Annotated in this window: 18 protein-coding genes; all 18 read left to right on the forward strand. The window is 50.4% G+C overall.

Annotated features, from left to right (window positions below):
* Positions 1-233 precede the first annotated feature (233 nt).
* The 18 genes from BJP58_RS31295 to trpC all read left to right on the forward strand — a co-directional run bounded on the left by BJP58_RS31295 (position 234) and on the right by trpC (position 15662).
* Positions 234-506, forward strand: coding sequence for an HU family DNA-binding protein (locus BJP58_RS31295; protein ID WP_006209463.1), 273 nt, complete (start codon positions 234-236; stop codon positions 504-506).
* An 84-nt stretch (positions 507-590) separates the two neighbouring features.
* On the forward strand, positions 591-815 hold the full coding sequence (gene mtrB, locus BJP58_RS31300) for a trp RNA-binding attenuation protein MtrB (RefSeq protein ID WP_071223937.1): 225 nt from the start codon (positions 591-593) through the stop codon (positions 813-815).
* Positions 816-990: 175 nt separating this feature from the next.
* Positions 991-1563, forward strand: a complete 573-nt coding sequence (locus tag BJP58_RS31305; RefSeq protein ID WP_194541927.1) for a DoxX family membrane protein — start codon at positions 991-993, stop codon at positions 1561-1563.
* A 128-nt stretch (positions 1564-1691) separates the two neighbouring features.
* A complete protein-coding gene (locus tag BJP58_RS31310) occupies positions 1692-2654 on the forward strand; it encodes a 1,4-dihydroxy-2-naphthoate polyprenyltransferase (RefSeq protein WP_194541928.1) in 963 nt (320 codons plus the stop codon).
* A gap of 112 nt (positions 2655-2766) precedes the next feature.
* Positions 2767-3309 carry a hypothetical protein gene (locus tag BJP58_RS31315; RefSeq protein ID WP_194541929.1) on the forward strand — a complete coding sequence of 181 codons (543 nt, stop codon included), beginning with the start codon at positions 2767-2769 and terminating at the stop codon, positions 3307-3309.
* Positions 3310-3421: 112 nt separating this feature from the next.
* On the forward strand, positions 3422-4282 hold the full coding sequence (locus BJP58_RS31320; protein WP_194541930.1) for a heptaprenyl diphosphate synthase component 1: 861 nt from the start codon (positions 3422-3424) through the stop codon (positions 4280-4282).
* 36 nt (positions 4283-4318) lie between these two features.
* Complete coding sequence (locus BJP58_RS31325) at positions 4319-5050, forward strand: demethylmenaquinone methyltransferase (RefSeq protein ID WP_194541931.1); 732 nt, start codon at positions 4319-4321, stop codon at positions 5048-5050.
* Positions 5043-5915, forward strand: a complete 873-nt coding sequence (locus BJP58_RS31330; RefSeq protein WP_194541932.1) for a UbiA-like polyprenyltransferase — start codon at positions 5043-5045, stop codon at positions 5913-5915. The genes BJP58_RS31325 and BJP58_RS31330 overlap by 8 nt, the downstream gene beginning before the upstream one ends.
* Positions 5915-6517 (forward strand): UbiX family flavin prenyltransferase, encoded by a 603-nt coding sequence (locus BJP58_RS31335; protein WP_194541933.1) that lies wholly within the window; start codon positions 5915-5917, stop codon positions 6515-6517. Before BJP58_RS31330 ends, BJP58_RS31335 begins: the two co-directional genes overlap by 1 nt.
* 190 nt (positions 6518-6707) lie before the next feature.
* The gene (locus BJP58_RS31340; RefSeq protein ID WP_194541934.1) at positions 6708-7682 is read left to right on the forward strand and encodes a polyprenyl synthetase family protein; all 975 of its coding nucleotides are present in this window, start codon (positions 6708-6710) and stop codon (positions 7680-7682) included.
* A 111-nt stretch (positions 7683-7793) separates the two neighbouring features.
* Positions 7794-8237 (forward strand): nucleoside-diphosphate kinase, encoded by a 444-nt coding sequence (gene ndk, locus BJP58_RS31345; protein WP_194541935.1) that lies wholly within the window; start codon positions 7794-7796, stop codon positions 8235-8237.
* A gap of 40 nt (positions 8238-8277) precedes the next feature.
* Complete coding sequence (locus tag BJP58_RS31350; RefSeq protein WP_071218407.1) at positions 8278-9081, forward strand: CheR family methyltransferase; 804 nt, start codon at positions 8278-8280, stop codon at positions 9079-9081.
* A 168-nt stretch (positions 9082-9249) separates the two neighbouring features.
* Complete coding sequence (aroC, locus tag BJP58_RS31355; RefSeq protein ID WP_194541936.1) at positions 9250-10419, forward strand: chorismate synthase; 1170 nt, start codon at positions 9250-9252, stop codon at positions 10417-10419.
* Position 10420: 1 nt separating this feature from the next.
* Positions 10421-11515 carry a 3-dehydroquinate synthase gene (aroB, locus tag BJP58_RS31360; RefSeq protein ID WP_194541937.1) on the forward strand — a complete coding sequence of 365 codons (1095 nt, stop codon included), beginning with the start codon at positions 10421-10423 and terminating at the stop codon, positions 11513-11515.
* Between the two features lie 3 nt (positions 11516-11518).
* Positions 11519-11893, forward strand: a complete 375-nt coding sequence (aroH, locus tag BJP58_RS31365; protein WP_194541938.1) for a chorismate mutase — start codon at positions 11519-11521, stop codon at positions 11891-11893.
* Between the two features lie 356 nt (positions 11894-12249).
* A complete protein-coding gene (gene trpE / locus BJP58_RS31370) occupies positions 12250-13803 on the forward strand; it encodes an anthranilate synthase component I (protein WP_194541939.1) in 1554 nt (517 codons plus the stop codon).
* 19 nt (positions 13804-13822) lie between these two features.
* Positions 13823-14863, forward strand: a complete 1041-nt coding sequence (gene trpD / locus BJP58_RS31375) for an anthranilate phosphoribosyltransferase (RefSeq protein ID WP_194541940.1) — start codon at positions 13823-13825, stop codon at positions 14861-14863.
* Positions 14853-15662: an indole-3-glycerol phosphate synthase TrpC gene (trpC, locus tag BJP58_RS31380; protein ID WP_194541941.1), complete on the forward strand. Its 810-nt coding sequence runs from the start codon at positions 14853-14855 to the stop codon at positions 15660-15662. The genes trpD and trpC overlap by 11 nt, the downstream gene beginning before the upstream one ends.
* Positions 15663-15669: the final 7 nt, after the last annotated feature.

A 15669-nucleotide genomic window follows, 5' to 3' on the forward strand; every position in this document is an offset into this window, starting at 1 on the left:
GCAGTCGCTAACGGGTCTAAAGTCCCGATTAGCGGCTGTTTTTCGTGTTTTCTTTGGTCTGGCAAAGCAAAACGCTTGAAATTATGAGATGGCTGTATTACTATAAATTTGTTCCGCGTCATGCATTCTAAACGCGAGATAGGGGTAAAATACCCGATTGCACGTATAATTTGCGGTAAAACGGAAACAGTGAATAGCAAGTGGAGCACATTCCTTGTTAGGGAGGTGAAAGAATGAATAAATCGGATCTGATTACACAAGTAGCTGAATCTACTGAGCTTTCCAAGAAGGATGCAACTAAAGCGGTTGATGCCGTTTTCGATGCAATCTCCGAAGCATTGCAAAGTGGAGATAAGGTACAGCTGGTCGGCTTTGGCAACTTCGAGGTTCGCGAGCGTTCCGCACGCAAAGGCCGCAACCCGCAAACAGGTGAAGAAATCGAAATCCCTGCGAGCAAAATTCCTGCATTTAAACCTGGTAAAGCGCTCAAAGACGGAATCAAATAAAGATTTCTACATATTACCTAAGAGCACAGGTCGTGAATTCGTTCACGGCCTTTTCTTTTAGCTTACGGTGAGGAGGTCTGAAAAATGGAAAACGTTCAAAACGGGGATTATTTTATCGTCAAAGCGCTGGACCATGGCGTGCAGGTGATCGGCCTTACCCGCGGTCAGGACACCCGGTTTCATCATACCGAGAAGCTGGACAAAGGCGAGGTCATTATCGCACAGTTCACGGATCATACGTCTGCGGTGAAAATACGCGGCAAAGCAGAGGTCATGACCAAGCACGGGAAAATTGAATCCGGCATCTGAATAGGATTAATATCTATGGCTAAGCCCCACCAAATTGGTGGGGCTTTTTTATGTTTGATGTTTCTATGGATGAATTGTGTGTTAACGAATTGTTAAAGGTATCCTTGTTGGATACGAGAACGTTGTATATACTAGCGGAAATGAATAAAAATACGAAAGGATGTTTGAAGAAATCATGGCTAAACAATACAGAGACGGACAGTATATCGTGGTCCCTGAAAATCCGGTATCCATGTTTTTGTTCAGCAGTACGCGCTCGGCGTGGATATGGCTGCTTGTGAGGCTGTATCTCGGATACGCCTGGTTAACGTCGGGATTGAAAAAGCTGACGGCTGAAGCCTGGACGGGAAGCGAAGCCGGAGCGGCCATTCAGGGATTTGTCGGGGGAGCGCTGGCTAAGGCGGAAGAGGGGAAGGACGTCACGGGATGGTATGCTTCTTTTCTCGAAGGATTTGTGCTCCCTAACGCCAAGCTGTTTTCGTATATGGTGGCCTTCGGTGAGGTATTGGTCGGACTCGGGCTGATATTGGGTCTGCTGACGGGGATTGCCGCGTTTTTCGGCGGATTAATGAATGCCAGCTTTTTATTCGCGGGCACGGTAAGCTCCAATCCATTATTGTTTATCCTGGCTACCTGGCTCGTAATGGCCTGGAAAGTGGCGGGCTGGTATGGTCTGGACCGCTGGGCGCTGCCGCTGCTGGGTACGCCTTGGAGCCGCAGGCGGAAGGATCAGAACATCCCGGAATAAATGTGATCTTGCTCCAAAAGTAACATTCGTCACATTTGTAAACTCGTTTGTCAAGTACAATTCCAACAGACCACGGCCATGAAATCCTTTAATCTGAAATCAGATCAATTGGATAAAGGATGATGGTCATGGGAATCCGGGCTTTTTTTAAACTGGTGGAAATACAGACAAAGGTAGCCAGCATGATTCCGTTCCTGTTCGGCACTTTGTATGCGTTGTTTCGTTTTCAGCAGTTCGATGGGTATCATTTTGCCCTGATGCTGGCATCATTGCTGTCGTTTGATATGGCAACGACGGCCATCAATAACTATTACGACTATAAAAAAGCGATTAAAAAGAACGGGTTCGGTTACGAGCAGCACAATGCCATTGTACGTTATAACCTCAAGGAGCCTGCGGTCGTCTCCGTCATCATCGTACTGCTATTGACAGCCGTTGGTGCAGGGATTGCGCTGTTCTTATCTACGGGCTGGTTAATCCTGCTGCTGGGGGGATTGTCTTTTGCCGTAGGGATATTATATTCGTTCGGACCGATTCCGATCTCGCGGATGCCGCTAGGCGAGCTGTTCTCCGGATTGTTTATGGGATTTGTCATCCTATTTATTTCGGCATGGATCCATGCCGAGGGTGGCCATCTGGCGGTTCTGGATCTCCAGGGCGGCGTTCTGTCCCTTCAGGTGAACCTTCCCGAGGTACTGCTGCTGCTGGTGGTATCACTGCCGGCCATTCTGGGGATTGCCAACATCATGCTGGCCAACAACATCTGCGACATGGATGAGGATATGGAGAACAAGCGGTATACGCTGCCCGTATATATAGGATTCAGGCCATCTCTAAAGCTGTTCCGAATTCTGTACTGCCTTGCTTATCTGGATCTGGTGGCTCTTCTCCTGATGAAGGTGCATCCCGTGTTAATTCTTCTGGTGTTCGTCACCCTTGTCCCGGTTTATAAAAAAAGCGCACTGTTCACCGCCCATCCTTCCAAAGAGAAGACATTTGTGATCGCGGTGCAAAATTTCGTCCTCATGAATCTGGCGAGGATCGCTGCGCTGGGAGTAGCCGTGGCATGGACATCTCGATCGTTATTCTAAACCGAATCGGCTCGTTTTACCTGAAGCAGGCATAGCCTGCTTTTTTTCTTTATACAATGAGGTATGGACTCATGAGGAGCAGAAGAAACTAGGAATAGAGGAGGTTTAGGACATGAAGCACTGGCAATCCGTACGAGCCGTACTCCTGCCCGCGGCGATAGCATTTATCATGCTCGCAATGTTAATGGGTCTTCAATCGCAAGCCCGTTATAAGGTCGGCGCTGTGGCAGCGGCGATTCCCTATCACAGTCGGGAGTTAAGCGATGCCAAACTCGTGGACTCCCTAATGAATCTTCCTCTTCATCTGAAAATAAGCCGGGCAGATTATGATGAAGGCGCCCTGACGCTGGATATCAAATTAAGCGACCCCCCGGAAACGGCCGCCGAGGTATATGAGGATATCGCCAGCATTATGTCATTTACCTTCGAAGGAACGGATAATGTGCAGCAGTTGTATCTAAGGGTGGTAGCCATCGATCGCTGGGGAGGGAAGCGGTATCTGCTGCTGGCTTCGAACATGAACAAGGATGCCTGGGACTTGCGCAATGCAGAAGCTCTAACCCAGCTTGAGAACGGCGATGTTCCGCCATCCGTTGCGGCCCCTCTTAACCTGACATTTACGAATCTTTGGCTAAAGCAGTTCAGCAGGCCTTGAAAGGGGTAAAATAGTAGATAGCAGGGCATGTACGTGCCTTGAACATGTGTTATAATAGATTGGATTGTGGGCTCAATTGGACAAAAGAACATCAAGTGCACGGAGGCTGAGAATGAAATCGTATCGCGTACCAGAACTGGCAGAGAAATATTTAAATTATGATATGATTCAGAACCACACGGAACTTCCGAATTTTCCGGATGCCCGTGTTCATTTGCTATACATATTTTTAAAGGATTCGGGACGAAATCTTGCCGGACATGAAGAATTGTACGCACTGGTTACCTCACTGGTTCAGGTGGGACTCGATACGCATGAGAGCATCGACGTTACGGAGGGCAATCAAGGAGAGGCGATGATGCGATCCCGGCAGTTAAAAGTGCTTGCAGGGGATTATTTCAGCAGCCGTTTTTATCAACTCCTTGCCTTAAAGGGCGAAATTGCTGTCATCTCGCTTCTTAGCAAGGCTGTCAGCGATGTTAATGTGATGAAGATGAGATTATACGGCAAAATGAAAAAAACGCTGCTGCCTTCTGAAGAATATCTACGGCTAACGGTACAGCTGAATATGCAGCTGTTTCTTTCTTTTACTCCGCTGCTTGAAGTGTCCGTACAAGAAACATGGGAGAAGCTGCTCAAGGAAATTACGGAATGTGAGACGCTTGTGCAGGAGATGGAACGCTGTGCGACGCCTGAAGTCGGCAGATGTGGTTACGTGTACTGGCATCTGATCGAGTCAGGGAGCGACGAGGAACGGAAGATGCTGGTTGGCAAGAAAACGGATATGAAGGACTGGAGGAAGCTGATCCTGAAGCACAAGGTTTCGGAGAAACTGCTGGACAAGCTGCGCGAGTCCGTAAATGCCGTACAGCTGCTGCTGGCAAACCGTGTAGGAGAGAGCCCGTACGCCGGTATGCTGGACCCGTTCCTGAAACGGCTAAGCACGTACCGGTGCGTCGTAAGTGAAGGGTAGGGGGATGCTGTGGATAATCAAACAACCAAGTTAGACATGAGTAAGCATGACGGCAAAAATCCAAAAGAGCAATACGTCCATTCCGTCTTTGAAAGCATTTCGGGAAAATATGATATGATGAATGATATTCTCAGCTTTCGAAGACATAAAGCTTGGCGCAAGTTTACGATGAAGAAGATGAACATGCGCCATGGCGATACGGCCATCGATCTATGCTGCGGTACTTGCGACTGGACGATTAGTATGGCACAGGCAAGTGAATCCGGACACATAGTTGGACTCGATTTCAGTGAGGGGATGCTGAATGTCGGCCGGGGCAAGGTTGCCAAACATGGGCTGGACCAACAGGTGGAGCTGGTTCAGGGAAACGCCATGAGCCTGCCGTTCGAAGACAATCAGTTCGACTACGCGACGATCGGTTTCGGTCTTCGCAATGTACCGGATTACATGCAGGTTCTGCATGAGATGAAACGCGTGGTTAAGCCTGGCGGGATGGTTGTATGTTTGGAACTGTCCAAGCCGACTTGGCAGCCGTTCAAAGGCATTTATTATTTCTACTTTCAACAAGTGCTGCCTCGGATGGGGAAACTGGTAGCCAAGCGTTACGAGCAGTATAAGTGGCTGCCAGAATCGCTGGCGTTGTTCCCAGGACGAGAGGAGCTTGCCGAAGCTTTCCGTCAGACCGGACTTCAACAGGTTCAGGCCTATCCCTTGACTGGTGGCATAGCAGCCTTACATATTGGGATCAAGGAGAATCTGGATGTTTAAGAAAATAGGAACTTATCTTGAAATGATTAAAGTGGAGCATACACTGTTTGCTCTGCCTTTCGCTTTTATGGGGGCGATTCTAGGATCGGCCGTCGTGTTTGACCAGCTACCATCCTGGGGAGATATCGGATGGATCTTTCTTGCCATGTTCGGTGCACGCAGCGCTGCGTTCGGATTGAATCGGCTCACGGATCAGCATATCGATGCCAAGAACCCCCGCACCGCAAGTCGCGCCATTCCGGCAGGCCTGCTAAAACCGCTGGAAGTTATCTTATTCATTATTCTGTCTTTCGCGGTGTTTTTCTGGGCCACTTACATGCTGGATCCGTTTGCATTCCGTTTGCTGCCTATCGCTATTTTTATGCTTATTATTTATTCATATACCAAACGGTTTACTTGGCTTTGCCATCTGGTGCTCGGGCTTACAACGGCGCTTGCTCCGCTTGGCGGATGGGTTGCGGTAACCGGTCAAATCGACTGGAAGGCCATTGTATTCTATATCGCGCTTGCGTTCTGGACGGCGGGATTTGATATTGTTTACGCGTGCCAGGATGAGAAGTTTGATGCAAAAGAAAAGCTGTACTCGATTCCTTCCCGGTTCGGTTTGCATAAAGCGTTGTGGTTCGCACGCGGTTTTCACGTAGTAACGGCTATCGGCTTTATCATTCTTTTCTTTGTCACACCGGTTGGCTGGTGGTATCTGATCGGCATGGTCATCGCCTGCGGAATTTTGTTCTATCAGCATTACATCTTGTCGCCAAACGATATGAGCCGTCTGCAAACCGCCTTTTTTACGATGAACAGTACACTGAGCATCATTCTGTTTGTATTCACTCTGATTGATTTGGTGGTGCGGTATATCTGATGAAATCCTTGCGCAGAAAAAGCTGGGTTGTCGGGATAACGGGAGCCAGCGGCAGCATATACGGAGTTCGCCTTACGGAGAGCCTGCTCTCGCTGGGCTATGATGTGCAGTTGATCATTTCCAATGCGGGATGGCGTGTTCTGAAGGAGGAAATGGGCTTTCAGGCAGGCAACCGCGAAGAAGTGCTGGCCGAGAAATTCGGCGGATATGAGGGGAGTGTCATCTACCATCCGATCTCCGACATCGGGGCAACGATAGCCAGTGGATCTTACCTTGTGGAAGGCATGATCATCATGCCATGCTCTATGGGGACATTATCCTCGGTCGCTCACGGCTCTTCCGACAATCTGATGGGACGCGCCGCGGATGTGATGATGAAAGAAGGCCGTCCTCTGGTGCTTGTCCCGAGAGAAACGCCTCTGCATGCGATTCACCTGGAGAACATGCTGGCGCTGGCCAAACTTGGCGTCAAAATCATTCCCGCGATGCCTGCGTTCTATTACGGACCGAAGACCATTGATGATATCGTGAATTTTCTGGTCGGCAAGGTATTGGACAGCTTGCGCATTGATCATCAATTGTATACGAGATGGGGAGAATAGCAGGCCGGGCCGCATCCAAGGAGCTAGCGCTGTTGTTATGACGACTTAACGAACCTGTGCTACGATTTGGACGAACGACAACAAAGAAGGGTTACGCTTATATTTCAAGTTCGTAGGTGAGCTAGGCCTGCTAAGATCGCAAGGTAGTGCCGGAGTGATGGAATGAGAATCTAAGCATACGGGTGAAAAGATGAAACGATTTGACATATTCGGAACCTTAAAAAAAGATATGGACGTTATTGAGAAGGAACTCTATCTCAGCGTCGAAGGCGACAGCCCAGAGCTAACCGAGACTTCCTTGCATCTGCTTAGAGCAGGAGGCAAGCGACTCCGTCCTGTTTTTGTGCTGATGGGCGGTAAGTTCGGCGACTATGACATTGACAAGCTGAAGCATGTGGCCGTCCCGCTCGAGATGATTCACAGTGCATCGCTCGTTCATGATGACGTGATCGATGATGCGGACACGCGGCGAGGTAAGCCAACGGTAAAGGCGAAGTGGGACAACCGGATTGCCATGTATACCGGCGACTATATATACGGCAAGGCGCTGGAGTTGACGACCCAACTGAAGCAGCCAGAGATTCATCAAATTCTCGCCAAGGCCATGGTCGAGATGTCCATCGGGGAAATGGAGCAGATTCGTGATTTCTTTAATACTGATCAGGACGTCAGAAGGTACCTTCTGCGTATTCGCCGCAAAACGTCGCTCTTGATTGCCGTCAGCTGCCAGCTCGGAGCACTGGCTGCGGATGCGGACCGCAAGGTCGCAAACAGCCTGTATCGATTCGGATATAACGTCGGCATGGCCTTTCAGATTCAGGATGATCTTCTGGATCTGTGCGGGACGGAGAAGCAGATTGGCAAACCGCCGGGGAGCGATATGAGGCAGGGGAATATTACGCTGCCCGTTATATTTGCTCTCGAAGATAGCAAACGGAGGGAGTCGCTGCTGCAAGAGCTGGATCGGATTCATGCACTGAATGGCCAGTGTGATGTGACTGACGCCGTGAAGCTTGTAACCTCAAGCGATGGTATATCGAGATCTGAGGCGCTCGCTGATCGGTATATCCGTAAAGCATTGGCCGCATTGGATACATTGCCTGACATCAAGACCAAAAAACAGCTTAGAGATATCGCAAATTTTATTACAAAGCGGTCATATTAGCCTTAACCATGAGGTTGCTTTCTGTTAAAATACGGGTACAAACATGTAACATCACCTGAGCATGGAATGATTGTTCAATATCCTAGAATGAGGGGAAGCGTGATGAGGCCAATGGAACGTACTTTTTTAATGATTAAACCGGATGGTGTACAACGTGGGCTGATCGGCCGAATCGTCGGCCGTTTGGAGGATAAAGGATTCAAGCTGGTTGCAGGCAAGTTCCTGCAGATTTCAGACGAGCAGGCCAAGCGCCATTATGCGGAACATGAAGGCAAAGATTTTTTTGATAACTTGGTTGGGTTTATAACGTCCGGACCGGTGTTTGCGATGGTTTGGGAAGGGGACGACATCATTGCTTTGTCCCGCCAAGTGATTGGCAAAACGAATGTGAAGGATGCGCTGCCCGGGACGATCCGAGGGGATTTTTCAGCTCATACGCCGCACAATCTGATTCATGGATCGGATTCACCGGAGAGCGCGCAACGCGAAATTGCCAATTTCTTTGAAGAGAAGGAATTGGTTGAATATAACAAAACGCTGTCCCCTTGGCTGTAAGCTAAGGAAGCGGAATAATCTGATTAAACAGGATGATACGATGACGGAACATGAACCTGTGCTGGATGATCCGGATTATATCGGCTTTGTTCGCAGCATCGAACGAAGCACGGGGATCAATCTCGCAGATTATAAAGAGGCGCAGATGAAGCGAAGGCTGACAACGCTGCGTTTGAAGAAGGGCTTTGAAACCTTTTCGGCCTTCTACGACGCAATGATGAAGGACAAGCCATTATTTCATGAGTTTTTAGACCGGATGACAATTAACGTCTCGGAGTTTTGGCGCAATCCCAACCGGTGGGAGGTTCTCCGTGACAAAATATTGCCGGAGATATCCCAGCAGAATCCCGGGGTATTGAAAATATGGAGCGCCGCCTGCTCCACGGGTGAGGAGCCTTACACGCTTGCTATGATACTGTCCGAACAGAAGATGCTGAGCCGTGCGCGCATCGCGGCGACAGATATTGATGACGGCGCATTACATAAAGCGAAGGAGGGCCTATATGTCGAGAGGTCATTGAAGGATGTGCCTCCGGATGTAGCCGCCCGCTATTTTAAGGAAGAAGGTTCGGTGTATCGCTTCAGTGAGCATTTGAAGAAGGAAGTAACCTTTCATAAGCAGAATCTGCTGACGGACCGCTTCGAGACGGGATATGATCTGATTGTTTGCCGAAACGTGATGATTTATTTCACGGAAGGCGCCAAGCACAAGCTGTACCAGAAGTTTGCCTCAAGCCTAAAGCCAGGCGGATTCTTGTTTGTGGGCAGCACGGAACAGATCTTTAATCCGGGACAATATGGCCTGGAGAGCAACGAGACCTTTTTCTACCGTAAAATTCAATAGAGACAGCTAATCATAACGCATAAGCGCTTTTCAATCCGAAGGATGAGAGGCGCTTTTGCTTGTCTTGAGGCATTCTTGTCAAAGCGTTAGACCTATACTATAATGAGCAGAAGATATTTACGGAGTTTAGCGGTTTAACGCTTAAAAGTTTAAAGGGGGAAAAGCATCATGAGCTTACGCTTTTTAACTGCCGGGGAAACGCACGGTCCTCAGCTGACAACTATAATCGAAGGACTTCCAAGTAATTTGGAGCTTGATTTCGAAGCATTGAACTTTCAGCTTCATCGGAGACAGAAGGGATATGGCCGGGGACGCCGCATGCAGATCGAGAAGGATACCGCGCAAATCCTAGGAGGTGTGCGTCACGGCTATACAACCGGTGCGCCCATCGCGTTGGTCGTGCAGAATAATGACTGGAAGCATTGGCAGAACATTATGAACGTGGAGCCGATTGAGGGCAACGACGAGGTGAAAAGACGGGTACACCGTCCAAGACCGGGACATGCCGACTTAAACGGCGGTTTGAAATACAATTTGAAGGATCTGCGTAACGTGCTGGAACGCTCCAGTGCCCGTGAAACCACAGTTCGCGTAGCGGTAGGTGCTATCGCGAGACAATTCCTGGCACAATTCGGCGTTAAAGTGGCAGGCCAGGTCATCCGGATTGGCGAGATCGAAGCTCCCCCGCACAATCTTTCGATCGATGAGCTGATCGAGCGTACGGAAGCCTCCTCGGTTCGCGTGGTGGACGAAGAGACCGAGAAGAAAATGGAAGCCTACATAGACCAGATCAAAAAAGAAGGCGACTCCATCGGCGGCATCGTGGAATGCATCATCGAAGGCGTGCCGGTCGGATTGGGCAGCCATGTCCAATATGACCGCAAGCTGGATGGCCGCATCGCACAGGGCGTGATGTCGATTAATGCCTTTAAGGGCGTTGAGGTCGGAATCGGATTTGAAGCGGGCCAATTGCCCGGTTCCCAGGTACATGACGAGATTATGTACAGCGAAGAGCGCGGATACCACCGTGCAACCAATCGCCTGGGCGGATTTGAAGGCGGGATGACCAACGGCATGCCGATCGTCGTTCGAGGCGTCATGAAGCCGATTCCGACGCTGTACAAGCCGCTCCAAAGCGTGGATATCGATACAAAGGAAGCTTTCACGGCTCAGGTTGAACGCTCGGATGCCTGTGCGGTTCCGGCCGCCAGCGTTGTCATGGAGCATGTTGTGACATGGGAAGTAGCGAAGGCTTTCCTTGAGAAGTTTGGCGGTGATTCGATGGAAGAAATTCATGCGAATTACCAGAACTACCTGAAGCAGCTGGAGAACTACTAATATGAGAACACTTCAGGTAGAGCTGGGAGAGCGTTCCTATCCGATTTATATCGGAGCTGGCATTTTGGATACCATCGGTGAGCTGAGCGCGAAGCATGGAATTACACGCAAGAGCCCGCATTTGATTGTAACGGATGATAAAGTAGCGCCTCATTATTTGTCTCAAGTGGAGGAGCAGTTAAAATCGGAAGGATACACGGTTATTTCCCATATTGTCCCTTCCGGTGAATCCTCCAAATCGCTTCAGGTCTATGAAGAGGTAATGACTACAGCAATCAACGGCAAGCTGGATCGCAGCTCGGCAGTATTTGCGCTGGGTGGAGGCGTTGTTGGTGATTTGGCCGGATTCGTCGCGGCAACGTATATGCGCGGCGTGACGTTTGTTCAGATCCCGACCACCATCCTGGCCCATGACAGCAGCGTTGGCGGCAAAGTGGCGGTCAACCATCCGTTAGCCAAAAATATGATCGGCGCGTTCCATCAACCCGTTATGGTGGTTTACGATGTGAACACGCTGATGTCATTGCCTCCGCGCGAGGTGTCTTCTGGTCTTGCAGAGATGGTGAAGCATGGTTTGATCCTGGACCGTGATTTTGCCTATTGGTGCCGGGAGAATGGGCAAAAGCTGCTGAGCCTGGATCCTGATACGTTGATATATGGCCTGGAGCGCGGCTGCGCGATCAAGGCGAACGTCGTATCCCAGGATGAGCGGGAAGGCGGTTTGCGTGCCATCCTTAATCTCGGGCATACCATCGGTCATGCCATTGAAGCCGTTGGCGGCTACGGACGCTTCTTGCACGGCGAGGCGATTGCCATCGGCATGGCAGGCTCGGCCCGCCTTGCCGAAAAGCTTGGCAGACCGGCGGATCTGCACAATGAGACGGTGAGCATGCTCCAGGCGGTGAATCTGCCGGTAACCTTGCCGGGTGACGTCTCGGTTGAGCGAATTATGGACGCTATGCAGCATGATAAAAAGTTTGCCGAGGGAAATATGGTATTTATCGTACCGGAATCCATCGGCTCCGTCAGCATCGTTAAGGATGTACCGGTAGAAGCTGTTCGATCCGTGGTTGAACAGTTGAAGGGAGAGGGATAGTTCATGATGAATCGGGGAATCCGGGGGGCGACAACCGTCACCCGCAACGATGAGCAGGAGATTGTACAGGAAACGCTGAGGCTCCTTGAAGAGATGGTGAGACGCAACGAGCTTCAGCCGGAGTATATCAGCAATATATGGATTACGATGACACAGGATCTGGACGCGACGTTTCCGGCCAAAGCGATACGCCAGCTGGAAGGCTGGGATCTGGTCCCATTGATGTGTTCGGTTGAAATACCGGTTCAAGGCAGTCTGCCGCGCTGCATCCGGTTTATGATTCAGGTCAATACGGATAAAAGCCAGAGCGAGATTAAGCATGTGTATTTGAATGAAGCCAAGCGGCTGCGACCGGATTTATCAGGCTCCAACGCCTGATGTAGAAATTTAGGGTTGCAGTAACAGGGCTTCATCCTGTATAGTGATATCAGAATAGCTGAGTAGAGTTAGGTTTTACAGATGAGTTGAGTTGAGAAGAGCTGAGGCATTTTAGGCAATAACATAATCGGGATTAAGGATGAACTTGATTTCATGATGAATAGTACAGCATGTTCACGGCTGGTTACAAGCCTATTTCTTGTATCCGTCAATGGAACAATAGCCGCTGTAGTTCGTTGTTGAATGGGCTCTGAATTCCTTGACCGCGCTCTTTTTTCATAGACTTATTCTGAACGTTAACCTCTACTTCGGTAGAGGTTTTTTTGTTGTATACCATCAATTAAGGAGGGATTGACATGGCGAATCCATCAATGGAGCAAGTGGTGGCTATGGCAGGTGAATATAACCTGATTCCGGTAGCGATCAGACTGTTAGCCGACATGGAAACCCCGATTCGCATTTTTCAACGATATGCGGAACGGAAGCGGGCATTTTTACTTGAAAGCGTTGAGGGCGGAGTACAGTGGGCACGGTATTCGTTTATTGGAACAGACCCCTTCTTAATGATTACGGGTAAAAAAGGAAAGATCGAAATTGAAAGGAACGGAGAGCGTTCCCTGCTGAAAGGAAAGCCTGTCGAGGAGTTAAAGGCGCTGCTGCGAACGTACCGCAGCCCGCAGCTGAAGGAGATGCCACCTTTTACCGGAGGGGCTATCGGATTTTTTGGATATGACCTGCTCCAATATTATGAGAAGCTTCCGGCACATGCGATGGACGATCTCGGAATGGATGATATCCGGTTCATGTTTTGCGATCAAGTCATTGTCTTCGACCATGTGAAGCAGCAGATCATGCTGGTTGGCAACGTACATGTGAAGCCGGGGGATTCGGACGAAACCATCCGGCAAAGCTATCGGGATGTATGCCGTACCTTGGAAGCCGCAGCCGAGCAGCTGCAAGAACAGGGACCGCGGGAGAACGTGAACTCCAAAGGCATTCCGGCGGATGTTGATATGGGCGACATTAAATCCAATATGACAAAAGAGAAGTACCTCTCCAATGTGGAGCAAGCAAAGGAATACATTCGTGCTGGTGATATTTTTCAGGTGGTATTGTCCCAGCGCTTCCATATTGAGACCGAAGTATCGCCGCTTCACGTATACCGGGTGCTGAGAACGCTAAATCCTTCACCGTATATGTACTACCTCAAGATGGACGACGACATTATCGTAGGAACCTCCCCGGAAGCCCTGGTGAAGGTGGATGGAAGAAGATTGGAAACAAGACCGATTGCAGGTACCAGACCTAGAGGCAGCGATGAGGCCGAAGATCAGGCGCTAGCCGAAGATCTGCTGCAGGACGAGAAGGAACGAGCCGAGCATTTGATGCTGGTGGACCTGGGCCGCAATGATCTGGGCCGCGTGTCAGAGTTCGGCACAGTGAAGTGCGACACGTTCATGGAAATTGAAAAGTATTCCCACGTGATGCATATGGTATCCAGCGTTTCCGGTCAGCTGAGAGAGGATAAGGATTTCTTCGATGCTTTTCTGTCCTGCTTGCCGGCAGGAACGGTATCCGGTGCTCCGAAGCTAAGGGCCATGGAAATTATTGCGGAGCTGGAACGGGAAGCAAGAGGCGCGTATGCGGGCGCCATCGGTTATCTCGGCTTCGGCGGCAATATGGATTCCTGCATCACGATCCGTACGATCATTTTTCGTCAGGGCAAAGCTTATGTCCAGGCGGGGGCCGGCATCGTATGGGATTCGGTACCGGAGAAGGAATATGAAGAAACCATCAACAAAGCCAAAGGGATGCTGAAGGCGATCCGCGTCGCGGAAGCGATGTTTCCGTCCAGCACGGGGGCTAACGATTTAATTAATCAGGATTACCTGTACCAATACACACCTTAAACCGAAGGAGGAGAACGTAATGAACGTCATGGAAACGATGCAATCCAGCCTTACGAAGCTGATTCAAGGTCAAGATCTGAGCCGGGAGGAAGCGCGCGGGGTCATGCAGTCCATTATGGAAGGCCAGGCAACCCATTCCCAAATCGGGGCGCTGCTTACGGCCATGAGAATGAAGGGGGAGACGGTCGAAGAGATCACCGGCTTCGCCGAGGCGATGCGTGGTGCGGGCGGGCGCGTCGTTACCGAGCGAAACCAGCTGCTGGATACATGCGGCACCGGAGGATCCGGGATTCATAAGTTTAACATTTCTACCGTATCCGCCATTATCTCCTCCTCGGTTTCGGTCAGAGTGGCCAAACACGGCAACCGCTCGGCATCGGGACGGGCGGGCAGCGCCGATGTGCTCGAGGCGCTGGGCGTGAATATCCACTTGACGGCAGAGCAAGCGACAGCCTGTCTGAATGATATCGGAATTTGTTTCCTGTTTGCCCAGATCTATCACCCTTCGATGAAATATGCCGCAGCTCCTCGCAAAGAGCTCGGGGTTCGAACCGTATTTAACATGCTGGGGCCTTTGACAAACCCGGCCGGCGCAGATCGGCAGATGCTCGGGATATACGATATGAACAAAACGGAAACCATCGCACAGGTGCTTAAAGAGCTTGGTTTAAAGCGGGCCATGGTGGTAACCAGCCATGACGGCTTGGATGAAATTAGCATCTCTGCACCTACGCGCGTATCCGAGCTTCGTGGCGGAGAAGTCCGAACGTATGACATTCATCCGCATGACCTGGGACTGTCGGTTCATCCGATGAGCGATATTCTGGGCGGCGATGCAAAAGAGAACGCGGCTATCATCGGATCCGTGCTGCGCGGTGAGCGCAGTGCTTATCGGGATATCGTGCTTGCCAATGCCGGTGCCTGCATCTATGTGTCTGGGCTTGCGGATAGTTTGGCCGAAGGTGTGCAGCGCGCTGCGGGAGCGATCGATTCAGGGCTGGCTCAGTCCAAGCTGGAGCAGCTGATCTCAAGAACGGGGGAAATGAGTTATGTATCTTGATCGAATAGTAGAAACGAAACGTAGAGAAGTTGCTCAGCTGCGAGATACATTCAGCATCTCGGAGGCAGAGAGGCAAATAGCGGATTTACCGCCGACTCTCGGCTTTGGGAAGGCGTTGTCGACGGGGCGTAAACGCAGCATGGGGTTAATTGCCGAGGTGAAGAAGGCTTCGCCGTCCAAAGGGCTAATTCGTCCGGACTTTGATCCGGTTATGATCGCCAAAGCATATGAGGCAGCCGATGCCGACTGTCTTTCCGTGCTGACCGACAAGGACTATTTTCAGGGTAGTGGAGAGTATTTGAAAGCGGTAAGGGCGGCCGTCAACATTCCTTTGCTGCGGAAGGATTTCATTATCGACGAGACTCAGATTTACGAGGCGCGACTGTTAGGTGCGGACGCGGTTCTCTTAATAGCGAGCATACTGGAGCCTGAGCGGATTGCGGAGTTTATAGACATCGCCGGCTCGATTGGCTTGGATAGCCTGATTGAGGTCCATGATGGACAGGAGCTGGAATCGGTTCTTGGGCTGGGAACAGCTCAGCTGATCGGAATAAATAACCGCAATCTGCGGACCTTTGAAACATCGCTGCAGACAACAGCCGATATCGCGGCACAAGTACCGCAGGGAATTACCTTGATCAGCGAAAGCGGAATATCAGGTCCAGCCGATATTTCCTACTTGCATTATGTTGGGGCACATGGTGTTCTGGTAGGGGAGCATTTCATGCGCCAGCAGGACGTGTTCCGCGCGGTAAACGATCTAATGGGACCCTTGCCGATCGCTGCAGACGTAGAATAAAGGGGAT

It is taken from the genome of Paenibacillus sp. JZ16, assembly GCF_015326965.1.
In the GTDB taxonomy this organism is placed as follows: Bacteria; Bacillota; Bacilli; order Paenibacillales; family Paenibacillaceae; genus Paenibacillus_AQ.